Genomic DNA, 21,859 nt, shown 5'->3' with positions numbered 1-21,859 from the left:
GCCTCACCCGCGGCCGCTCGCCCCGGATCCCGCCTGATCGCCGTGGATGCGGCGCAGGAGCGCGCCCGCGGGCTCGCAGCCGCGGCCCTCTGCGCGGGCCAGCTCCGCCTCGGTGGGGACGAGCTCGCCCGAGAACGCCCGGGCGAGGATCGCCTGCGGGAGCCGGTCGGCCCGCGCCGCGGCGGCGGTCACGCGCTCCTCGATCGCGCCGGCGAGCGCGAACAGCGCCCGCGCGCGGCGGACGATCTCGACCTGCTCCTCGGTCGGGGGGAGCGGGGCGGGGATGGCATGGAGCGCCGCCTGCGTGAGCTTCGGCTGCGCGGAGCCGGTCACGTGGTGCTGGAGATCGAGCGAGTTCAGGAGCAGCTCGAGGTACCCGAGGACCACGCCGGGCTTCGGCTGGAGGACGTGAGCGTGGTTGTTCACCCAGAACCGCCCGCTCGCGGCGAAGGCCACCGCGGTGCTCCTGGACAGGAGGTTCGCGCCGTCCTCGGCGACGAGCAGGTAGTCTCCGTCGAACCGATATCCATCGATCGAGTCGATGATCCCCGAGGCGCCATAATAGGGGTACGGGCCCCGGCGCCGCTCTCGAACCGTGGAGTTCAGGGGGACGCGCCTGCCGTCGTGGTTGTCCACCAGGGCGCCGAGCGGGCAGAGGGCCCACGACGCCGGCGGGGGCCGCGCCCCGGCGCCGTCGCTCGCCGTGAGAGGCGCCGCGGGCCACGCGCGCACGAGGGGCTCCGCGAGCCCGGCGGGCGGCGGCGCGGCGGCGGCGAGCGACGGCGGCGCGCGGAGATCCTCGGTGAGCCTGCCCGAGCACGCCGCCGAGAGCACGGCCTGCCGGAGCCGCCGGAGGACGAGCGACGCCCTGGCGAGCCGCGCCTTCGCGGCGTCCACCTCGGCGAGCAGCGCCTCGACCTTGGCGACGATGCGGCGCTGCTCGGGGAGGGGAGGCAGCGCGAAGGGGCGCTCGAAGGTCTCGCGCACCTTCACGAACGGCTGCGCGGAGCCGCCCTTCACCCAGAAGCCCTCGTCGTTGAGGTGGAGGAACAGGTAGTCGAGATCGATGGCCCGCCCGTCCGGCCAGACCACGTGGGTGTTCGCGATCGCCGACCACCGCCCGCGCGCCTTGAACGCCTTCCCGCACCGCGTCCCCACGGCGGAGACGACGATCGCCTCGCCCTCGTGCTCCCAGCGGTCGCACCACACGTCGGGGCCGGAGGCGCTGAACGCCTGGTAGCGCCCGGGCCGCCGCTCGGGGTGGAGCTTGCCCTTGATGAGCTTCGAGCTCCCGGTCCGGTGCGCGCAGATCGACGCGAGCGTCGTCTCGGCCCACGCTTCGGGTAGGCGCAGGCGCCCGCTCACGCCTCGGCCGCCTTCGCCCCGCCCTCGAGCAACGCGAGCACGCGGCCGAGCGCGGCGACCGCCTCTTCCAGCTCCAGGATCGCGTCGGTCGCCAGCTCCTCCGGCTCCGGCAGCTCGCCGGCGTCGTCGGGCGACTCCTCCCTGAGCCATTTGAACCCGTCGAGCTTGAACTCCCGCTCTTCGATCTCGCGGAGCTCGAAGCTGCGGAATCGGCCCTCGCGGGAGCTCGCCGCCTGGCGCCCCGCCCGCCCGTCGGGGTCGTCGCCGTAGCACCGCTCGAACTCGGCGAAATGCGCCGGCGAGAGCGGCCGATCCTTCTTGGTGATCGACGGGACGCCCGTCCGGGCGTCGTAGATCCAGACCTTCTCCGTCGCGCGGCCCTTCGTGAAGAAGACGACGTTGGCCTTCACGCCGGGGCTGTACGGCGTGAACGTCCCGCGCGGCAGGCGGAGCACCGTGTGCAGGTCGCAGCCCTCGGCGAGGATCTCGAACACGGCGCCCGCCTGGTCGGCGAACAGGCAGTTGTCGGGCAGGACCATCGCCGCCCGCCCGCCGGGCTTCAGGATCGTCAGCACGTGCTGGATGAAGTTGAGCTGCTTGTTCGCGGTCGCGATCGCGAAGTCCTCGCGGCCCGGCGTCTGGTGCGCCCCCTTCGTGCCGAAGGGCGGGTTCGTCAGGATCACGTCGAACCGCTCGGCGGGCGGCGGGGCGTCGATCGAGTCGCCGAGGGCGATCCTCGGCTCGATCCCGTGGAGGTACAGGTTCATGAGGGCGAGGCGGCGAGGGCGCGCGACGAGCTCGTGACCGAAGAACGCCGTGGACTTGATCCGGTCCGCCGTCTCCCGGTCGAGCGCACCTCGCGCCTCGGCCTCGAGCCACTCCCAGGCGGCGACGAGGAACCCCCCGGTGCCGCACGCCGGGTCGCAGAGGGCGAAGCCCGGCCGTCCCCGCGGATCGGGCCGCATGCACCGCACGATCGACTGGATGAGGACGCGCGGCGTGAAGTACTGCCCGGCGCCCTTCTTGCCCTCGGCGGCGGCCTTCTCCAGGAGGCCCTCGTACGCCGCTGCCTGGATGTCCACGCCGAGGCCGGTCCACTCGATCTCGTCGATGAGGTCGACGAGCCGCTTGAGGTTCGCGGGGCTCTTGAAGCGCGGCTGCGAGCCCGCGTAGATCTCCCCCAGCACGCCGGGGGCCTGCTCGAGGGACCGGAGGACCTCGGCGTAGCGGTCGAGCAGCGCCTGCCCGCTCGCCGCGCGCAGGGCGGGCCACGAGCAGTCCACCGGCTCGGGCTCGCCGCGGGGCGCCCTCGGCGCGACGCGCGAGAGATCGAGGCCTCGCTCCGCGGCCATCTTCAGGAAGAGCAGGTACGTGATCTGCTCGATGTAGTCCCCGTGGTCGATGCCGTCGTGGCGGAGCGTGTGGCAGAACCCCCAGAGCTTTCCAACAACATCGGTCATGCGGCGATGGCTTCGTTCGGGTCGAGGAGGCGTCGAGGCGCGGGCCGAGCCGCCTTACCACGGCCGCGCCCCCACGGCGCCGCGGCGCGCCACGCGGGCCGATCGCGGCGGCCCCCGCGGCGGCCGCGGCGCGCCTCGGCGGCCGTCGCGGCGCGCCCCCACGGCGCTGGGACGCGCCGCCGCCGATGTACTAGGCTCGCCCCCGTGCCGCGCGCCCTCCTCTCGCCGCTCGCGCTCGTCGTGCCGCTCGCCGGCCTCGCCTGCGCGTCGCCCTCGCTCCCCGACCCGAATGAGGCGGTGCGGGCCTACGCGGACGCGGCGGCGCGGGGCGACGCCGACGCCATCTACGGCATGCTGAGCGAGCGGAGCCGCACCGCGATGTCGCGCGAGGAGGTGCGGCGGCGCGTGGCCGAGGCGCGCGCCGAGCTCGCCGAGCAGGCCAGGAGCGTCACGGCGCCCGGGGTGGTGATCAAGACCCGCGCCCGGGTCCGCTACCCGGACGGCGAGGTCGCGACGCTGGAGCTCGACGACCGCGAGCGCGCCTTCCGGATCTCGGCCGCCGACGCGCTGCCCGCGGGCGGCCGCACGCCCGAGCAGGCGCTCGAGCAGCTGCGCCGGGTCCTCGCGCGCCGCAGCTACGCCGGGCTGCTGCGCGTCCTCACGCCGGCCACGCGCAGCGCCATCGAGAGCGACCTCCGCTCGCTGGTCGAGGGGCTCGCCCAGCCCGAGGGCCTCGAGGTCCGGATTGCGGGCGACTCCGCGACGGTTCAGATCCCCGGTGGGCACGAGGTGAAGCTCCGGCGCGAGGCGGGTGTATGGCGGGTGGAGGACTTCGATTGATACGGCAGCTCGGCGCCGCCGGCGGCTCCGGGCGCCGCCGCCTGGCCGCGGCGATGCCGCCCCGCCGCCTCGCCGCGGCGGCGCTGGTGCTGGTCTCGGCGCTGCTGCTCGCGGCGGTGCCGCGCCCCGCGCGCGCCTTCGGCGAGGAGGGGGCGTGGAACCCGAGGCCGCTGCTCACGGGCAACGCGCGCTGGGAGGGCGTGCGCGCCACCGCGCCGGCGCGCTGGTCGTTCGAGCTGGAGCGCCGGACGAGCGCGCCGGCGCGCCGCAACCCGACCACGGTCCGCGCGGACGACCCGGCGCTCCTGGCCGAGCCGTTCGCGCTCTGGGGCGGCGAGGGCGACATCCCGCCGCTCACCGAGCGCGAGGTCTTCGGCCTGCGGCGCTTCCTCGCGCTCGGCGGCGTGCTCTTCGTCGACGATTTCGCCCCGGGGAGCGGCGCGTTCGGCCGCGCCGCGCGGCGCGAGCTCGCCCGCGTCCTGCCGGAGGGCTCGCCCATCCCGATCGGCACGGAGAACGTCGTCTTCCGTTCCTTCTATCTCCTCCCGCGCGCCGTCGGCCGCGTCGAGGGCCCGCAGAAGCTCTCGGCGATCGTGCGCGGCGGCATGCCGCAGGTGATCTTCTCCGACCACGACCTCGCCGGCGCGCTGGCGCGCTCGGACGGCGGCGGTCCGAGCGTCGAGGTCACGCCCGGGGGCGAGGCGCAGCGCGAGCGCGCGTTCCGGCTCGCCGTGAACATCGCGATGTACGTGCTCTGCTCGAACTACAAGGACGACCAGGTGCACGCGCCGTTCCTGATGCGCCGCCGCGCCGTCGACGACACGCGACCCCGCTCCGCGCCTGCGCCCCGCGGGGCGCCCTGAGCCGATATGTCGGACCGCCTCGTCCCCGCGCCGAAGCTGGTCTGGCAGAACGACTACTACGCGGTCCTGGTCGACGCGCAGCTGGGCATCGTCTGGAACGTGCGCAGCAGCAAGCCGTTCGCCTCGCTCGACGAGCTCGATACAAGGATGGGCGCGGTCGTCGATTACATGGATGGGCTGGACCGCCCGCGGTACTCCCTCCTCCTCGACATCCGCGCCGGTCCTGGCCGGAACGATCCCGAGTTCGAGGCCGCCATCGCCCGCCTCCGGCTACGGTGGTTCCAGGGCTTCCGCAGGATCGGCGTGCTCGTGCAGACGGTCGTCGGCGCGATGCAGGCCCAGCGCTATGCGAGGCAGGACGGCATCAGGCGGATGATCACGAGCGACGAGGCCGCGCTCCTGCGGTACCTCACCCAGCCGTGAGCCTGCCCTCGGCGCCGCGAGCGCGCCATCTGCTCGGCGGCCTGCGCCTCCGAGGAGCTCGCCGTCACCGCCGGGCGTGGCGCAGGGCGTTCGCGATGCCGCTCTGCAAGGTGCTCAGCGTGGTGATCCCGGAGAGGTCCACGCCGAGCGTGACCAGCGTCTGCGCCACCTCGGGGCGGACGCCCGTGAGCACCACGCGGGTGCCGAGCAGCTGGGCCGCGCGCGCGGTCCGCGTCAGCGCGTCCGCGACGTGCGTGTCGACCGCGCGCACGCCGGTGATGTCCAGGATCGCGGTGTGGGCGCCCTGGCTGCTGATGCCGGAGAGCAACGTCTCCATGATCTGCGCCGCGCGCCCGGTGTCGATCGTCCCGACCAGCGGCATCGCCACCACCCCGTCGGCGAGCGGGATGAGCGGCGTCGACAGCTCCCGCAGGGCGGCCTGCTGCGTGGCGATGATCTCCTCCTGCAGCGCGGCCCGCTCGGCCTCCGCGCGGCGCAGGGACGTGATCTCGGTGACGATGCCGCCGAGGCCGATCGGCTGGCCGCGCTCGTCGTGGATCGGGAATTTGACCGTGAAATAGTGGAGCTGACCGTTCACGGTCTGCAGGGCCTCCTCGAACTGCATGACCCGCCCGCCGGTCATCACCTCTTGCTCCTTCGCCGCGAGCACCTCCGCGATACCGGGGAACAGCGCCTCCCTGTCGTCCCTGCCGATGAGCTCGACGACGTGCTTCTCCACGGGCTGGGCCTGCGCATAGGCGCGGTTGGCGAAGACGTAGCGTCCCGCGATGTCCTTGACGAAGATGAAGCTGCGCGCGTTGTCCACGAGCTGGAGGAGCATCTGGTAGCGCCCGTGCACCGTCCGCTCCCTCCGTCGCTGGTCGCCCGTGTCGTCGACGATCGCGGCGATCTCGCGCGCGTCGCCCCGATCGTCGCGCAGCACGGCGTAGGTCCACCTGCAGAGGAGCGCGTGCCCCTCTCTCGTCCTGGCCTCGCTCGAGGCCGCCGCGAACCGGCTCTCCGCCCGCGGGGAATCGAACGCCCGCACCGCGGCGGGGGACACGGGATCCGCGGCGACGAGGTCGGCCAGCCTGCGGCCGAGGGCCTCGCGCGCGCTCCACCCGAAGAGGCGCTCGGCGCCGTCGTTCCAGTGCGTCACCGTGCCATCCGGGCGCCAGTAGATCACCGCCGGCACCTCCGTGGGCAAGCCGTCGAGCGCGGCGTGATCGCCCGCGCTCGCCGCGGCGTCCAGCGCCGCGCCGTTCGACGCCGCGCCGTTCGACGCCGCGCCGTTCGACGCCGCGCCGTTCGACGCCGCGCCGTTCGACGCCGCGCCGTTCGACGCCGCGCCGTTCGACGCCGCGCCGTCCAGCGCCGTTCCGTCCGGCGCGCGCCCGCTGGATCGCTCTGCCAGCGCCTTCTCCAGTGCCGCGACGCGCGCGCGGAGCTCCGCGTTCTCTTCTCTAAGCCGCCCAGCCTCGCTCAGATCTTCGCGCATCATCGGCCAGATTCGAGCCTACGCGGGGCATCTCCGGCGTTGCAAGGTTGCTTTGGGTCGTTTCACGTTGCCTCTCAGGTCGCAGAGATGACGCTGGGCTGGGGCGCCCGGCGTCGATGTGAGCGCCGGGCTGGGACACCCCGGCCCGATGTACTAGGCTCCGCCCGTGTCGCGCGCCCTCGACTCGCTGCTCGCGCTGTCGCGCTTCCACGCCGCCGGCGCGTCCAGCGAGCCTCCCTCCTCGCCCTCTCCCACTCGTGCTCCCTCGCTCCCGGAGCGGCCGTGACCCAGAGCCTCGCGCCCTCGGGCGACCTCTCCTCGCCGGTCGTCGCCGTCGCCTGCGTCGTCGCCGCGCTGAGCTTCGGGCTGCTCGCGCTCGAGCTCGTCCGCGCGCGGGGCCGGACCGCGGCGGGGTCGGGCGGCTTCCGCGGCGCGGCGCTCGCCACGGCGCTCACGGGCGCGATCGCCGTGCTCTGCCTGCTCGCCGCCATCCTCCGCCCGGTCGCGGTCACGTCGCGCGGGAGCCTCGTCGGCCCGAAGGTCGTGGTGCTGGTCGACGGCTCCCGGTCCATGGACCTGCCCGGCCTCGCGGGGACCCGCCGCGACAGCGCGGAGCGGGCGCTCGCGGAGCTCGGGAAGCGCGCCGACGTCCGGCTCTCCCGCTACCTGTTCGGCGAGGGCGCGCCGCTGCCGGCCGACGGGCAGGCCGGCGTCGGCCCCGCGCCGGCGCCGGGCGGCAGCGCTGGTCCCACGCCGGCGTCGACGCCGCGCGCGGACGCGGGCGCGGCGGCGCCCGCCGCTCCGGCCGCGCCGCCCGCGCGAGGCCGGCCGCAGCGCCGCTCGGACCTCAGCGCCGCGCTCGAGGCGCTCGCCCGCGCCGCCGACGAGCGGCCGTCGGCGTTCGTCGTCGTCTCGGATGGCCGCCTCGACCGCCCCGGCCCCGAGGACACCGCCGCGGCGACGCGGGCCGCGCTGGAGGGGCTCGGCGTCCCGGTGCACACGGTCGCGGTGGCGACCGAGTCCCCGCGCGACGCCAGCGTGCGCGCGGTCCGGACCTCCGGCGCCGCCGTCGCCCACCAGCCGCTCTCGCTCCGCATCGACATCGGCTGCAGCGGCGGCCTCGCGTGCGACGCGGTCCCCGTCGTCGCGCGCGAGCTCCGCGAGCAGGGCGCGCCCACGACGCTCGCGACGGGCACGGCGCACGTCGAGGGGGGCGTCGGCACGGTCGAGCTCGGCGTGACGCTCGATCGCGCCGGCACGCGCATCCTGGAGGTCGCGATCGACGCGCCGGACGGCGACGAGCTCCCCGAGAACGACGTCCGCTACGTCACGCTCGACGTCGCGCGCGATCGCATCCGGGTGCTCCACGTGGCGGGCCGGCCGACCTACGACGTGCGCGCGCTCCGGATGTGGCTCAAGGCCGACGCCTCGGTCGACGTCGTGGCGTTCTTCATCCTGCGCACCCCGGGCGACGAGGTGAACGCGTCCTCGGACGAGCTCGCGCTCATCCCGTTCCCGGTGGACGAGCTCTTCAGCGTGCACCTGTCGAGCTTCGACGCGGTCGTCCTGCAGGACTTCGACGCCAAGCCGTACGGTCTGACCAAGCACCTGCCGGCGCTGGCCCAGTACGTCGACAAGGGCGGGGGGCTCATCATGGTGGGCGGCCCGAACGCCTTCGTGCCCGGCAACTACGCGCGCACGCGGCTCGCCCGCGTGCTGCCGGTCGATCTCGAGATCGGCGGCGGGCCCGGCGTGGATCTCGGCGCCTTCGTGCCGCGCATCACCGCCGCGGGCCGCGCGGCGCCGGTGCTCGCGCCGCTGCTCGCGCTGATCGGCGACGAGATGCCGGAGATGCCGGGGACCAACGTGGTCGGCGACCCGCTCCCCGGGGCGACGGTGCTGATGACGCACCCGAACCGCACGACGGCCTCGGGCGCGCCGATGCCGGTGCTCTCGCTGGGCGAGCACGAGAGCGGCCGGACGATCGCGCTGACCCTCGACGGCAGCCACCGCCTGCTCTTCAGCGCGTTCGCCTCGAGCTCCGCCGGCCGCGCGCACGGCGCGTTCTGGGACGCCCTGCTCGGCTGGCTCATGCGCGACCCCCGCTTCGAGCCCGCCGCGATCGAGCCGCGCGGCGGCTGCCTCGCGGGCGAGGAGACGACGCTCGTCCTGCGCCCGCTCGCCGGGCAGCGGGGCGAGGCCAAGGTGACGATCGCCCGCCTCGGCAGCGGCGCGGTCGTGCGGACGCTGAGCGCGCGGATCGGCGAGGGCGGCGAGCCGGTCGAGCTCGCGGCGGGCCGCCTCGATCCCGGCGGCTACGCGGCCACGGTGGAGATCGTCCCGGCGGAGGGCGCGGGCGACGCGAAGGGGGCGACCACGCGGCGCGACTTCGCGTGCGAGCGCGGCGGCGACGAGTGGGCGGATCCGCGCCCCGACGTCGCCCGCCTGGAGGAGATCGCGAGGGCCACGGGCGGCGCGTCGGTGCTCCCGCCGGGCGCCGGCTCGCTGCCGCTGCCGGCCGCGACGCAGGTGGCGGCCGAGCGCCACGTCGCGCCGCTCCTGCCCCCGTGGGTCTGGACGCTCGCGGCGGCCGCGGCCCTCGGCGCGCACTGGATCGTGCGCCGGCGCGGAGGGCTCGCCTGAGGCGCGATGGCCCCCGCTCCGCGGGGCGGCCCGCTCGCGGGCTACCCGCCTCGCCTCAAGGCAGCCACGGCTTCTCCAGCGGATCTGCCTTGTCGCCGACCCAGACCCTCAGCACCCCGAAGTTGTCCGGGTTCCCGCTGAGGAGCGCGTGGTTCACGATGAGCAGCGTCTGCGCCGGGTCGTTGAAGGCGACGTTGGCGGGCGCGTCGAGCGGCACCTCGTCGCAGGGCGAGCTCTCGATGCGCGACACCTCGTCCCCGTCCTCGTCGAGCACCGAGATCGCGTTGGCCGCGGCGAGCGTGACATAGAGCTTCCCCGACTTGCCGAAGGCGAACCCGTCGGGCGCCTCGCCAGCGGTGTAGTCGTGGACCAGCTCCAGATCGGCCTCCTCGGGGGCGTCGACGAGGGGCAGCCGATAGATGGACCCGAGGCTCGGATTCGCCAGGGAGAAGGTGACCGAGAAATAGACGTGCTCCCGCAGCGGATCGAGCCTGATCCCGTTGACGCCGAACGGCTGGAGGCCCCCTCCGGCGAGCGCCGCGCTCTGGAACCAGATCTCCGGCGCGCCGCCGCCGGGCGCATAGCGGAAGATCGTCGCCTGGAGCGAGTCGGTCACGTAGGCATAGCCGTCCTCGTCGAAGACGATGTCGTTCGGGATCGGCGTCGCGTCGAAGGGCGCCGGCGAGCACGCCTCTCCCGGCGCGGCCGTCGCGCACGGCGGGAGATCCGGCAGCGGATCGCCGTAGCTCTCCTGGACATATCCATGTCCAGTCTTCCTGAAGCGCAGCAGCCCGAGCTGCGTGCTGAGCGCGTAGACGCGGCCCGGGCCGTCGACCGCGATGCAGCTGAGCGCATGCTCCGCGCCGAGCGCCTCGCCCGCCACGGTGATCGTGCTCTTCAGGACCTTGCTGTCCCTGTCGTAAACGAAGATCTTCGACGGCCCCGAGCCCGCGGTGCCGAAGGTCGCCGGACCAGACACGAAGACCCGATTGCCATCGACCGCGATCCCCTCAGGGAACCCGGGAGTCGCCGGGAACGTCGCGAACGGCTTGATTTCACCGTGCCACGCCGCCATCGCCCAGGCCGGATCCGAGATCTGCGCCGATGCGATGGAGAGGAGCGACAGGGCGCCGCAAACAAGCCCCGTTTTGCTGGAGCGGGATAGTTTTGACTGCATAAAACGCGACATGATCCCTCCTGGGTCCGTGGCTCACGGACCGGGGTTGTCGAAGTGAACGCTCGAAATAAACGCTGATGAACGCTATCGAGAAGCCAAGGTGCGATCGGCCCGGCTTCGTCAAGACGAAGACGCGTCCATGATGGCTGGAGTATATGCCGATAAGCCAATCGGCTGTCGAGATAATTTTCTCTGGTCTCTGAAGTCTCGGCGAGGCCGGCTGCGCGACGCGCTTAGGTTATGGTCTTTATTATGGATGCATCTGCGCACTTGCGCATTCATGTTTGTTGCGCCCCCGCTGAACTACGTGTTCCCACGTGCAGACACGTGTGTGTAACAGGCGGACGTCGCGCTGTTATCGATTGCCGTCCGATTGTCATTGAACCGCGCGCCGAGCAGTGTTTCGTCGGCGCGGGCTCGGCGCGATGCGCCGGCGTCGGTCACGCGCGCGCGTCGGGCAGGCCGCGCGACGGGAGCAGCGGGAGCGCGGCCCCGAGCCGGGCCAGCTTGTCGGGATTGCGCATGAGCCAGATCGCGTCGATGCCGGCGGGCGAGGCGTCGAGGCCCACGGCGGTCGCGAGCCGCGCCCCCTCGTAAACGAGGAGGGCGGGCGCGCCGTTGACCGACGCGACGCGGAGGACGATCGCGCCGGCGCCCTTCCGCCACAGGCCGATGAAGTAGCGCGCGATGCGATCGCGGCCGCTCAGCACCCGGCGCGCCGCGCTGGCCTTGCCGCCGGAGTCCGGGGTCACGCTCGCGCCGTCGGCGAGCATCGCGGCGAGGGCGCCCGCGTCGCCGCGCGCCGTCGCGTCGAGGAACGCCTCGAACAGGCGCCGCCGCTCCGCCTCCGTGGCGCGGAACCGCGGCTGGCGCGCGGCCACGTGCTCGCGCGCCCGGTGCACGAGCTGCCGGCAGGCCGCAGGCGAGCGGCCGAGCGCCCCGGCGAGGGCGTCGAACTCCCAGTCGAACACGTCGCGCAGGATCAGCGCGGCGCGCTCGAGCGGCGACAGGCTCTCGAGGACGACGAGGAACGCCATCGAGATCGACTCGACCCGGTCCATGCGCGCCGCCGGGCTCTCCGCGCCCGCGCGCTCGACCAGGTAGCCCGCCGCGGCGCCGCCGCCGTCGAGCAGATCGCCGGTCGGCACGGGCTCGGGCAGCCACGGCCCCACGTACGCCTCGCGCCGCGCGCGCGCCGACTTCAGCACGTCCAGGCAGAGGCGCGTCACGATCGTGGCGAGGTACGGCCCCGGCGCCTCGGGCACCTCCCCGGCGGCCCGCGCGCGCAGGTACGCCTCCTGGACCACGTCCTCGGCCTCGGCCGCGCTGCCGAGCATCCGGTAGGCGAGGCCGAAGAGGGAGCGCCGGTGCGCCGTGAAGCACTCGGCGCTCACGCCCGCGGCGGCGCTCATGTGGCGGCACCGGACGGGAGCCGCTCGCCGGACGCGTCGCTGCCGAGCGACCGCGCGCCCCGCGGCCGCGGCGCCTCACCGGGCGAGCCGTGACCGCCGGCGCGGAGCCCCTCGAGGCGGATCGCCGCGATCGTGGAGCGGCAGACGAGCTCCTTCGCCCACGCGCCCAGGCGGCCGGTGATCACCCGATCGAGCGGCCTGTCGCGGGGATCGACCCGCTGGATGAGCCCGCGACGCCGGCCGAGGCTGATGCACTGGATGAAGAACGCGAAGCGGAACGGCGGCGGCGGCGCGTCGCCGGCGAGCGCGGCGACGACGCTGTCCGCCGCGTACGCCGCCTGCGGCAGGGCGGTGGCGCAGCCCATGCGCAGCGGCGCGCCGTCGCCGTCGAGCACGGCCGCGGCGTCGCCCGCGCCCCAGATCTCCGGGTGCGCGGGCGCGCGGAGCCACCGGTCGACGGCGAGCCGCCCGCCGGCCACGGTGGCGAGCCCGGAGCGCTCGGCGAGCGCCGCCGGCCGGAAGCCAGCGGCGAGGACGACGATGTCGGCGGCCAGGCGCTCGGCCGCGCCGTCGCCCGGGGCGGCGCCGCCCGCCTCCGGGGCGACGGCGAGGCCGCTCGCGTCGACGGCGACCGCGCGCACGCCCTCGCGGATCGCGACGCCGAGCTCGCGGAGCGCCCGGCCGACGTACGCGCGCCCGCCGACCGACAGGCCCTCGCCGACGCGCCCGCGCGTCGCGAGCGCGACGCGGAGCGCGGGGAACGCCTCGGCGATCTCCGCCGCGGCCTCGATCGCCGTGAGCCCGCCGCCCACCACGACCACCCTGCCTCCGGGCGGCGCCGCGCGCAGCCGCTCGCGGAGCGCGCGCGCGCTCGCGGCGTCCGCGACGGAGAGCGCGTGCTCGCCGCCGCCGGGCACGATCTCCTGCGCCGCCCCGCTGCCGGGCGCGTACACGAGCGCGTCGTAGCCGAGCCGCCGCGTCTCCGCCCCGGCGTTCCCGCCGCCTTCGAGCTCCACCTCGACCGCGCGCGCCGCCGCGTCGATCCTGCGGGCGCGGCCGAGCACGAGCTCGATCCCGCGCGCCCCGAGGAGCCGCGCGAGCTCGATCCGGCGGGGCGCCTTGCCGGCGGCGAGCTCGTGCAGCCGGATCCGCTCGACGAAGAGCGGCGACGGGTTCACCAGCGCGACCGAGACCGGCACGCGGCGGCGCGCCGCCTTGCCGACGATCCGCAGCGCCGCCGCCACGCCCGCGTACCCGCCCCCGATCACCACGACCCGGGCGCGACCGGAGATCTTCGTCCCGCCTTGCTTCCTCTCGTCCATGAGTGCCTCCCGCCCCGCAGCCCGGGGCTCGGCGGCAAGACGAGAGGGGGGATCCGGTTGTGACATGGCGGTCGCCGGATTCGTCCGGAGCCCGCCCCTACGGCCGCGACGGCCACTTGACGGCCGTCGGCACGAGCCGCGGCGTGTCGGTCCCGTCGCCCAGCTCGCCGTTCCGGTTGTCTCCCCAGCAGAGCATCTCGCCCGTGCGCTTGAGCGCGCAGCTGTGGTCCGCCCCGAGGGCCAGCTCGATCACGTCGGTCAGATCGAGCGGCTGCGGGGTGAAGGCGGGGTCCTGGGTCCCGTTGCCGAGCTGCCCCTTCGTGTTGTCGCCCCACAGCAGCGCCTGTCCGCTCGCCAGCACCGCGCCGGAGTGCCTCGCGCCGAGCGAGAGCCGGCTCACGTCCACGAGATCCGGGATCTCGCGCGGCGCCGCCTCGACGTTCACGGTGCCTGTCCCGAGGCGGAACTGCGCGCCCTCGCCCCAGCAGGAGGCCGCGCCGGTCGACGGCGCGGCGCACGTGTGCAAGGCGCCCGCGGCCGTGATCGCGACGCTGGTGAGGCCCCTGATGGTCCGCGGGACGCTCGACGGCTGGAAGTTGCCGGAGCCGAGCTGACCGCTCTCGTTGTGGCCCCAGCAGCTCATCAGGCGCTCGCCCATCCGCTCGATCATGCCCGCGCAGGTGTGCGAGAGGCCGGCGCTCACCGAGGCCACGCCGTCGAGGACCACCGTGGGCTCGAACAGATCGGCCTCGTCCCCGTACCCGAGCTGGCCGGAGCTGCCCTCGCCCCAGCACCAGAGATCGTGCAACGTCGTCACCGCGCAGGTGTGGCTCCCGCCGACGGCGACCTGGGTCGCGCCCGCGAGCTCCTTCGCGCGCACGGGGGAGAGGGCGTTCATCGCCTCGCCGTCGCCGAGCTGCCCGCTGTTGCCTGCGCCCCAGCACGCCACGGCGCCGTCGGTCAGCACCGCGCAGGTGTGCGAGCGCGCCGACGAGATGCTCGTCGCGACCGTGTCGGCTTCGCCGCCGAGGCCGACGACCTGCCTCGGGATCCGACGATCCTGCTGCTGCGTGCCGTCGCCGAGGTTGCCCCAGGTGTTCCTGCCCCAGCACCAGACCGTGCCGTCGCTGAGCGCCGCGCACGTGTAATCGGTGCCGGCCGAGATGTGCTTCGGCACGACGCAGGCGCCCCGCACGCACTGGCCGCTGCACGGCTTGTCGCAGCTGCCGCAGTGCGAGAGGCTCGTGAGGAGCTCCTCCTCGCAGCCGTTCTCGGGGTCCTCGTCGCAGTCGCCGCGGTCCTCCTCGCACGCCGGCGACTGGCAGACGCCGTCATGGCAGCTCGGCGTGCCGCCGAAGGCCGAGCAGACGACATCGCACGCGCCGCAGTGCTCCGCGTCCGTCCTCGTGTCGACGCACGCGTCGCCGCACACCTCGCCGCCGCCCGGGCACCCGCCGCCGCTCCCGCCGCCTCCGCCGCTCCCGCCGCCGGTGCTCGAGCTCGTCGACGCGTCGGGCGGGCGCGCCGTGAACTCCTTGCCGCACGCGCCGGAGGCGACGGCGACGGCGACGGCGACGGCGGCAGGCACGTACGCCGCCGCGAGGGGCAGCGAGGCGAACGGGAGCCGGCTGGCCCGAGGTCGATGCGTGGAAGCCATGGAGGGCGGTGTTTCCCTTGCGTTGTGGCGCGGCGGCGCCGTGGGGGCGCGGCGCGCGCGCCGCATTCTAGACGAAGTCGCGCGCCGGGATCTCGCCTCGCGCCGCGCGGGAGGCGCGCCCGCCGCGTCGATCAGAGCGCGGCGACGAGCAGGTCGTCGAGCGGCGGCACCTTCTCCAGCACGCCGAGGTCGGCGAGCTGCTTCGCGAGCGTCTCCCAGCGCTCGCGGGTCATCACGCCGAGGCCCTTCTCCTGGCTCTCGGGGGTCTCGATGAGCGGCCGCTGCGCCTCCGCGGCGGCGACGAAGGTCTCCGCGTCCATCGACGTGTTCAGCTTGGCCATGACCTCGTTGGCGCGCGTCGGATCGTGCAGGTAGCTGCGCCAGCCCTCCCGCGTAGCGCGGATGAAGGCGCGGACGCGCTCCGGGTTCTCCTTCCAGAGCGCCGCGCGCGTGATCACGACCACCACGTACGGGTTGAACCCCTCGCTGGCGACGAGGAACGCGGCGGGATCGCTCCCCTTGCGCTTGGCCGCGATCGGCTCGGCGGTGATGAAGCACTGCTGCGAGAAGTCCTTGTCGGCGACGAAGCGGGCGACGCCGCCGTCGTACGGCACCACCTTCACCTTGTTGAACCCGTACTTCTTCTTGAGGTACGCGGCGTAAGGCAGCCCTGGCTCGATGGCGAGCGTGCCGCCCGACGAGAGGATGTCGGCGATGCCCTTCGCGCCGCGGCTCTCGTGGGTCATGATGGCCTGCGGCGAGGTCTGGAACACGGCGAAGAGGGGGAGCACGTCCGCCCCGCGGGCGCGGGCGGTGAGCACCTCGTCGGCGCCGGCGAGGCCGAAATCCACCTGCCCGCCGGCCACCATCTGGACGACCGGCACGCCGGCGCCGCCGCCGAGGATCTCGACCTCGAGCCCCTCCTTCGCGAACGCGCCCGACTCGCGCGCCGCGTAGAAGCCGCCGAACTCGGGCTCCGGGACCCAGTTGAGCGCGAGCTTCACCTTCGCGGCCGGCGCGGCCTGGGCGGGCGCCGCAGCCGCGCTCTGGGCGGGCGCGGCCGGCGCGCTTCCCTGAGGGGAGGCGGCCGAGGAGCGGCCGTCGCCTTCGGGCGACGACGAGCGCGAGCAGGCGGGGGCGAAGAGGGGGAGGGCGACGAGGGAGGCGAGGCGCTGGAGGGCCAGCCGGCGGCTGTCACGGGAGTGCATCAGCGATTGATCTCCGAAGGATGCCAGCGCCGCAAGAGCCGCTTGCCGGCGAGGTCGACGGCGCCGAAGAGCGCGAGGCCGAGCGCGGAGGCGAGCAGCACGGCGGCGAAGAGCAGATCCGTGCGCAGCTGGCGGTAGGCGGAGAGGACCAGGATGCCGAGGCCGGCGGCGTCCTCCGAGAAGCCGGCGACGAACTCCCCGACGATGGCGCCGATGACGGCGAGGCCCGCCGCGATCCGGAGCCCGGTCACGATGTGGGGCAGCGCCGAGGGGAGCTCGAGCTTGCGGAGCATGGCGAAGCGGCGGGCGCCGTAGAGCCGGAAGAGATCGCGCAGCGCCGGCTCGACGGAGCGCAGGCCGGTGAGCGTGTTCGCGATGACCGGGAACACGGAGACGATGAACGCCGAGACCGCGACCGCGCGCAGGCCGGGGCCGCACCAGAGCACGAGCAGCGGGGCGATGGCGACGATCGGGACGGTCTGCAGGAAGACGGTATAGGGGTAGAGCGCCCTCTCGAGCGGGCGAGACGAGGCGAGCGCGATGGCGGAGAGCACGCCGACCGCGGCGCTGAGGCAGAAGCCGGCGAGCGCGGCCTTCGCGGTGGTGGCGGCGCCGGCGAGCAGGGTGGCGGCGTCCGCTGCGCCCGCGCGCGCCACGTCCGAGGGGGGCGGCAGGAGGTAGGCGGGGATGCCGAGCGCGCGGGCGAGCACCTCCCAGAGCGCGAGCACGAGCACGAGCGCGGCGAGCGGCGGCGCGACGGCCTGGAGCAGAGTGGGTCGCACGGCCCGAGCCTCATAGCGCGGGGTCGCCTCGCCAGGAAGAGGGCCCGGCGGAAGAAATCCGGCCGGCGCGCCGGCGCGGCGCGGGCACGACGGCCCGAGCGCGCAGCGGAGAGAGCGACTCGAGGCGAGGAGACGCAGTGGCGGAGAGGCCGAGAGCACAGGGCGGTTTGTCGCGCGGAGGACGCGGAGGAGCTGCGTCGAGGGCCCTCTGCGATCGAGGAGAGATCGGGTGGAGAGCGACGCATCGCGTGGCCGGTGCTTGCCCGCGATGGCGCGCTATGCGTCCGGAACGCCCGCGGCTGCGGGAGGAAGGAGGGGCTCGGGTAACGGGGGTTTTGTCGAGACGGGGCGTGAAGGGCGCTGAGCGCGGCGCCTCTCGACCCGACTATTTGCTCTTCTTGGCAGGCGCGGCCGGAGCAGGCGACGCCTTGGCGGTCGCGGCGACCTTCTTCTGGTTCTTCTCCGCCGCGTCCTGCTTCTTCTGTCGCTCTTTGGCCTTCGGAGATTTGTCACCCATGGGAGCACCGCCTCGGTGGATGCGTTGTTAAAATCGACCTTGAGCGAGGCTAGCACCAACTCCGGTGGCGGCGTCACGAACTTTGTACTTCGCGGTCGTTTGCATTCCGCCGTCTCGCCGCCTCGCCGCCTTGCCGTCTCGCCGCTTCCGCGCGCCCGCGGATAGGCAGGACGGTCGGGAGACGGTGAAACCTTCAGCATGGCCGCCTGCTTCCTGCGGGCGGAAGCGCCGCTGGCGCCGGTGTCCACGCCGTGGACACCGGCCGCCTACCGGCTGGGCGCCGGCGGGGCCTCCGGTCTCGAAAGTCGCCAAAAACCAGGGCTTTCGACCCGGCACCGGGCTTGCTGAACCGCCCGAGCGAAGGGCACCGGGAAACCGCCGTGGTCTGCCGGCGTTCACCGGGCTCGAGGGGAGCCTGTCATGAGAGCCACGTACCGAAACGATGAGGACGTCGCGCGTTTACATATCGAGTCGCTCCTCGCGCGCCACCGCCGTCAGGTCGACGCCATCCCGGAGCACCTCCGTCGCCTCTACGCCCGCCGCGTCGCCCGGTCGCTGGCCGGCCAGGTCGCCCTCGCGGGCGCGGTCCTCGTGGCCATGGCCGCCGCCGCGCCCCCGCTCCTCGGCGTCCTCGACGACGGCGCCGCCACGATCACGCTCCTCGCCGCGTGGGCGACGTCCGCGCTCGCCTACGTCGTGGGCCGGGAGCTCGCCGGCGGCAGGCTCCAGCGGGCGCTCTCCCGCGAGATCCAGCAGAGCGGCGACGTGCACGCGGATCGCGCGAGGATCGAGGCCGCGGCGCCCGCGGCGTGCGTGCGCGGCATGATCGACGCCGAGGAGCGCCGCAGCGTCGCGCTCCCCCTCGCCGGCGTCGTGGTGCTCGCGCCGCTCACGCTGCACTTCGCGATCTACTGCTGCCTCGGCGGCTGGTTCGCCACGTGGAGCGAGCTGATCGAGGACTTCGACGGATGGGTGCGCATCTCCCTGGTCCTCGTGGGCCACGTGCACGCCGTCGTCGCGTACCTCGCGTTCCGCCACGCGCGCGACATCCACGTGGCGTCGACGCCCGATCTCGCCGCCGGCGCTCCCCGGGGCGCGGTCCGCGCGCTCGGCTACGCGGCGCTCGCGAGCCTCTTGCCGGGCGGGGTCCTCTACCTCATCCCGCCGCTCATCGTCCTCGCCACGGGCGCCGTGATCCTGCCCGTCTTCGCCCTCGCCCGCCGCCGCGCCCTCGCCGAGCGGCAGCTCCTCGAGGCGTGACGCGCGCGCTCCGCGGCCCTCTCTTGCCGGCCTGGAGGGGCGGCGCTAGGAACGCCCCGCGTGTTCAAGGCGATCCTCTGGGACAACGACGGCGTCCTCGTCGACACGGAAGGGCTCTACTTCCAGGCGACGCGCGAGACGATCGCGTCGGTCGGCGTCGAGCTCACCGCCGAGGACTATCGTCAGCTGTTCCTCGTCGAGTCGCGCGGCGCCTGGCACCTCTGCAGCGCGCGCGGCGTCGACGAGGCGGGGGTGCGGCGGCTGGCCGACGAGCGGGATCGCCGGTACCTCGAGCTCATCGCGCGCGGAGATCCCCTGTTGCCGGGCGTGCGCGAGGTCGTCTCCGCGCTCGCCGCGCGCTTCCGCATGGCGATCGTCACGAGCAGCAGGCTCGAGCCGTTCCACCGCGCGCACGCGACGACGGGGCTCCTCCGGTGGTTCGAGTTCGCGCTCACGCGGGAACAGTACGCGCGCGCAAAGCCGGATCCCGAGCCGTACCGGGTCGCCTGCGAGCGGCTGGGGCTCGCCGCGCACGACGTGCTCGTCATCGAGGACTCCGAGCGCGGGCTCCGGTCGGCCAAGGCGGCGGGCCTGACGTGCTGGGTCGTCCCGTCGCCGCTCACCGCGCCGTCGGATTTCACCGGCGCGGACGCGGAGCTCGGCTCGCTGCGCGAGGTGCTCGAGCGCCTCGGGGGAGCTCGAGCGTGATCTCGCGCTCGCACGATGGGGTAGCTCACGGCGCCGGCCCGCTCACCCCCCGCCGCCGCGCGCACCGCGACGCGCGGACGAGTGGATTTTTGCACGACCCCGCCGAGGAGCGCATGAGCTTCTGGCGGTTCGCGCGCGGTTCGTGGCACCTTCGGGCCCGTGGCTTCCGGTGACGGCATCTCGTTCATCGAGCTCGTCGTCCTCGGCTGGTCCTCGGCCACCGCGGCGCCGACGCCGATTCCCATCCGCGTCGACTTCGACGCGCCGGCCGGCTGCGCGACGGTCGACGATCTCTACGAAGCCATCCGCGCCCGCTCGGATCGCGTGCGGAAGGCGGAGGACGGAGAGGGCGCCTGGGGCCTCCGCGTCCGGCTGACGCGCGTCGGGGCCGGGGTCCACGGCGAGCTCCGTGTGATCCACGAGCGCGGCGCGACGGACACGCGCACCGTCGATGCGACCTCGTGCGAGGTCGTGGTCCAGGCGCTCTCGCTCACCGCGGCGCTCGCGCTCGACGAGGCGGCCGAGGAGACCGCGCCCCTGCCGCCGCCCCCGCCGCCTGCGCCCCCGCCGCGACCCGTCCGACCGCCGCCCGCGGCCCCGCGCCCGCGGCCGCCGATCACGTTCGGGGTCGGCGCGCAGATCCTGGTGACGCAGGTCGTCTCGCCCTACGCGAGCTTGGGCGGCGCGCTCTTCGCCCGCGCGACCGCGCACACGGACGGCGCGCTGAGCCCTTCGCTCGGGCTCTCGCTGAACTACGCCCGAAACGACATCCTGCAGGGCACCGACAACGCCTTGATACACTGGGCGGCCGCTGCCCTCACCGCCTGCCCCCTGCGCTGGCAGATCGCCGATTTCCTCAGCGCAGAGCCGTGTGTCGTGGTCACCGGCGGCTGGCTCACGGCGTCGGGGGAAGACCTGTCGCACCCGCGCTCCGCCGTGCGATCGTGGTGGAGCGCCGGTGCCCTCGCGCGCGCCGCCGTGCCGCTCGGCGGGGGCACCGCCATCGAGATCGAGGCGGGGGCCAGTGTGCCGCTCGTTCGTCGGAGCTTCACCATTTCCCTGCCGGCGGAAGCCGTCGGCGAAACTCCTGTGATTTCGCCGCTGGCGGGCGTCGGGATCGTGCACAGCTTCTGAGCCTGGACTTCCGTGATCACTTCGATGCAGCCTGGGAATTATGGGACATGGACGTCATCTGGAAGCAGCGCGTCGCGGAGGCTGCCCCTCGCAACCCGGGGCACCTGGTCCGCTCTCGCTGCTGCCGGGCGCCGTTCCTTCGGAGCCCTCGTCCACGGGTCTCAGGCCCCGCCTCGCGCTGAGCGGAAACATGGTCGTCGAGGTCATGACATCGCCTGCTTTATCTGACCTGGAGCCGGCGAACGTGAAGCCTTCGGCAGAGAGCGTGAGACAGCGGGATGCGCGACTGCGCCGGATGGTGGACGCCCATCTCGACTTCATCGGGCGGGTGCTCCGCAATGCGGGGACCCCCGCCGCCGAGATCGACGATGCGGTGCAGCGCACCTTCATCGCCGCAGCCCAGCGGCTGGACGACGTCCGGCCGGGGGCGGAGAAGAGCTTTCTTCTCCAGACCGCGCTTCATGTGGCCGCCCACGCGCGACGCAGCGCTGCGCGTCGGCGGGAGTTTCCGGCGGCCGAGCCGCCGGAGGTCGTGGACGCTGCGACACCGGAGCAGCTTACCAGCCAGAAGCACGCGCGGCAGATGCTAGACCAGGTACTCGACCAGATGGAGTCGGACCTGCGGACCGTGTTCGTGCTGTACGAATTCGAGGAGATGAGCATGGTGGAGATCGCCGGCGTGCTGGGGATCCCGCAGGGTACCGTGGCCTCTCGGCTACGAAGGGCCAGGGCCGATTTTCGAGAGCGCGTCCGAGCGCTCGAGCTCGTTTCGACGAGCGAGGTGAGACGATGAGCGAACCACGCCGCATGCTGGAAGAGAGCGACAGCCCGCTCGAGCGCGCGCTGCTGAACGCCGGCGCGTCGTACCAGGCTTCACCGGAGACGCGCGCGAAGACGCTGGCCGCGCTGGGGCTCGCCGGCGCCGCCGCGCTGTCGGCCAGCGTCGCAGCGCCCGCCGCGGTCTCCGCGGCAGGGACGGCCGTCGCGTCGTCGTCGGTCGCCGTGAAGCTCGGCTGGACCAAGATCCTCGTCGCGCTCTCGACGGTGGGCGTGCTGGCCGGCATCCCTGCCGGCTACCTCGCCTGGCGCGGGGTTGAGGCGCCGGAGCTCGTCGCGGTCCACCGCTTCGGCGGCGCGCTCGCGGGTCCGGTCGAGCGCGCCGCAGCGCGCCCGGCGCCCGCGGCGGTGCCGGCGCCCGTGCCGCCGGTGGAGGCTCAGCCGGAGGAGATCCCCGCCCCGGCGCGCGCTGGCAGCAGCGGCGGCGCGGCCTCCAGGGTCGACCCGAAGCCCGCCTCCACGAGCGCGGCCCTCAAGGCGGAGCTCAGCGCGCTGGACGCGGCGCGCTCGACGCTGGCGAGCGGGAACGCGCAGGGCGCGCTCGCGCTCCTGGACGCCTACTCCAAGGAGCATCCGCGCGGCCGGCTCGGGCTCGAGGCCGAGGTCCTGCGGATCGACGCGCTCGCGAAGAGCGGCCGGCTCGACGCCGCGTCGCAGCGCGCGAAGGCGTTTCTACAACGACATCCGAACAGCGTGCTCGCCTCCAGGGTACGACGCTATGTAAACGATTAAACTCCGGGTCATGCGCTGTCC

Annotated in this window: 19 protein-coding genes; 9 read left to right on the top strand and 10 right to left on the bottom strand. The window is 74.2% G+C overall.

Going from position 1 to position 21,859, the window contains the following annotated elements; translation table 11 throughout:
• Positions 1 to 3: 3 nt before the first annotated feature.
• Positions 4 to 1,365 (bottom strand): restriction endonuclease subunit S, encoded by a 1,362-nt coding sequence (locus WMF20_RS32815; RefSeq protein WP_437605796.1) that lies wholly within the window; start codon positions 1,363 to 1,365, stop codon positions 4 to 6.
• Positions 1,362 to 2,825, bottom strand: coding sequence for an N-6 DNA methylase (locus WMF20_RS32810; RefSeq protein ID WP_437605795.1), 1,464 nt, complete (start codon positions 2,823 to 2,825; stop codon positions 1,362 to 1,364). The genes WMF20_RS32815 and WMF20_RS32810 overlap by 4 nt, the downstream gene beginning before the upstream one ends.
• A gap of 204 nt (positions 2,826 to 3,029) precedes the next feature.
• Here WMF20_RS32810 and WMF20_RS32805 point away from each other — a divergent pair, with 204 nt between their 5' ends.
• From WMF20_RS32805 to WMF20_RS32795, 3 genes are read left to right on the top strand one after another with little or no spacing between them, the layout of a single operon-like run.
• On the top strand, positions 3,030 to 3,665 hold the full coding sequence (locus tag WMF20_RS32805) for a hypothetical protein (RefSeq protein WP_437605794.1): 636 nt from the start codon (positions 3,030 to 3,032) through the stop codon (positions 3,663 to 3,665).
• Complete coding sequence (locus WMF20_RS32800; protein WP_437605793.1) at positions 3,662 to 4,528, top strand: DUF4159 domain-containing protein; 867 nt, start codon at positions 3,662 to 3,664, stop codon at positions 4,526 to 4,528. The genes WMF20_RS32805 and WMF20_RS32800 overlap by 4 nt, the downstream gene beginning before the upstream one ends.
• A 6-nt stretch (positions 4,529 to 4,534) precedes the next feature.
• The gene (locus tag WMF20_RS32795) at positions 4,535 to 4,951 is read left to right on the top strand and encodes a hypothetical protein (protein WP_437605792.1); all 417 of its coding nucleotides are present in this window, start codon (positions 4,535 to 4,537) and stop codon (positions 4,949 to 4,951) included.
• Between the two features lie 64 nt (positions 4,952 to 5,015).
• Here WMF20_RS32795 and WMF20_RS32790 read toward each other — a convergent pair whose 3' ends face one another.
• Positions 5,016 to 6,452: a PAS domain-containing protein gene (locus tag WMF20_RS32790; protein WP_437605791.1), complete on the bottom strand. Its 1,437-nt coding sequence runs from the start codon at positions 6,450 to 6,452 to the stop codon at positions 5,016 to 5,018.
• Between the two features lie 279 nt (positions 6,453 to 6,731).
• On the opposite strand from WMF20_RS32790, the gene WMF20_RS32785 reads away from it, so the two are divergent.
• On the top strand, positions 6,732 to 9,092 hold the full coding sequence (locus WMF20_RS32785) for a glutamine amidotransferase (protein WP_437605790.1): 2,361 nt from the start codon (positions 6,732 to 6,734) through the stop codon (positions 9,090 to 9,092).
• A gap of 55 nt (positions 9,093 to 9,147) precedes the next feature.
• Here WMF20_RS32785 and WMF20_RS32780 read toward each other — a convergent pair whose 3' ends face one another.
• From WMF20_RS32780 to WMF20_RS32750, 7 genes are all read right to left on the bottom strand, one after another.
• Entirely contained in the window at positions 9,148 to 10,269 is a 1,122-nt protein-coding gene (locus WMF20_RS32780) for an SMP-30/gluconolactonase/LRE family protein (RefSeq protein WP_437605789.1), read from the bottom strand.
• A gap of 440 nt (positions 10,270 to 10,709) precedes the next feature.
• Positions 10,710 to 11,681 carry an RNA polymerase sigma factor SigJ gene (gene sigJ / locus WMF20_RS32775; protein ID WP_437605788.1) on the bottom strand — a complete coding sequence of 324 codons (972 nt, stop codon included), beginning with the start codon at positions 11,679 to 11,681 and terminating at the stop codon, positions 10,710 to 10,712.
• Positions 11,678 to 13,003 (bottom strand): FAD-dependent oxidoreductase, encoded by a 1,326-nt coding sequence (locus WMF20_RS32770; RefSeq protein WP_437605787.1) that lies wholly within the window; start codon positions 13,001 to 13,003, stop codon positions 11,678 to 11,680. Before WMF20_RS32770 ends, sigJ begins: the two co-directional genes overlap by 4 nt.
• Positions 13,004 to 13,100: 97 nt before the next feature.
• Positions 13,101 to 14,660, bottom strand: coding sequence for a hypothetical protein (locus WMF20_RS32765; protein ID WP_437605786.1), 1,560 nt, complete (start codon positions 14,658 to 14,660; stop codon positions 13,101 to 13,103).
• Positions 14,661 to 14,791: 131 nt separating this feature from the next.
• Entirely contained in the window at positions 14,792 to 15,868 is a 1,077-nt protein-coding gene (locus WMF20_RS32760) for an ABC transporter substrate-binding protein (RefSeq protein ID WP_437605785.1), read from the bottom strand.
• The gene (locus WMF20_RS32755; protein WP_129578043.1) at positions 15,868 to 16,650 is read right to left on the bottom strand and encodes an ABC transporter permease; all 783 of its coding nucleotides are present in this window, start codon (positions 16,648 to 16,650) and stop codon (positions 15,868 to 15,870) included. The genes WMF20_RS32760 and WMF20_RS32755 overlap by 1 nt, the downstream gene beginning before the upstream one ends.
• 385 nt (positions 16,651 to 17,035) lie before the next feature.
• Positions 17,036 to 17,167, bottom strand: coding sequence for a hypothetical protein (locus WMF20_RS32750; protein ID WP_257792738.1), 132 nt, complete (start codon positions 17,165 to 17,167; stop codon positions 17,036 to 17,038).
• 420 nt (positions 17,168 to 17,587) lie between these two features.
• On the opposite strand from WMF20_RS32750, the gene WMF20_RS32745 reads away from it, so the two are divergent.
• The 5 genes from WMF20_RS32745 to WMF20_RS32725 all read left to right on the top strand — a co-directional run bounded on the left by WMF20_RS32745 (position 17,588) and on the right by WMF20_RS32725 (position 21,838).
• Complete coding sequence (locus WMF20_RS32745; RefSeq protein WP_437605784.1) at positions 17,588 to 18,427, top strand: hypothetical protein; 840 nt, start codon at positions 17,588 to 17,590, stop codon at positions 18,425 to 18,427.
• 60 nt (positions 18,428 to 18,487) lie between these two features.
• Positions 18,488 to 19,135 carry an HAD family hydrolase gene (locus WMF20_RS32740; protein WP_437605783.1) on the top strand — a complete coding sequence of 216 codons (648 nt, stop codon included), beginning with the start codon at positions 18,488 to 18,490 and terminating at the stop codon, positions 19,133 to 19,135.
• A 159-nt stretch (positions 19,136 to 19,294) separates the two neighbouring features.
• Entirely contained in the window at positions 19,295 to 20,269 is a 975-nt protein-coding gene (locus WMF20_RS32735; protein ID WP_437605782.1) for a hypothetical protein, read from the top strand.
• A gap of 190 nt (positions 20,270 to 20,459) precedes the next feature.
• Complete coding sequence (locus WMF20_RS32730) at positions 20,460 to 21,062, top strand: RNA polymerase sigma factor (RefSeq protein WP_129578038.1); 603 nt, start codon at positions 20,460 to 20,462, stop codon at positions 21,060 to 21,062.
• Entirely contained in the window at positions 21,059 to 21,838 is a 780-nt protein-coding gene (locus WMF20_RS32725; RefSeq protein WP_437605781.1) for a hypothetical protein, read from the top strand. The genes WMF20_RS32730 and WMF20_RS32725 overlap by 4 nt, the downstream gene beginning before the upstream one ends.
• Positions 21,839 to 21,859 lie beyond the last annotated feature (21 nt).

The organism is Sorangium sp. So ce834, from assembly GCF_051521425.1.
GTDB lineage: Bacteria > Myxococcota_A > Polyangia > Polyangiales > Polyangiaceae > Sorangium > Sorangium cellulosum_D.
The sequence above is the reverse complement of the archived record's forward strand: the minus strand, read 5'-3'. Positions and strand labels throughout refer to the sequence as shown.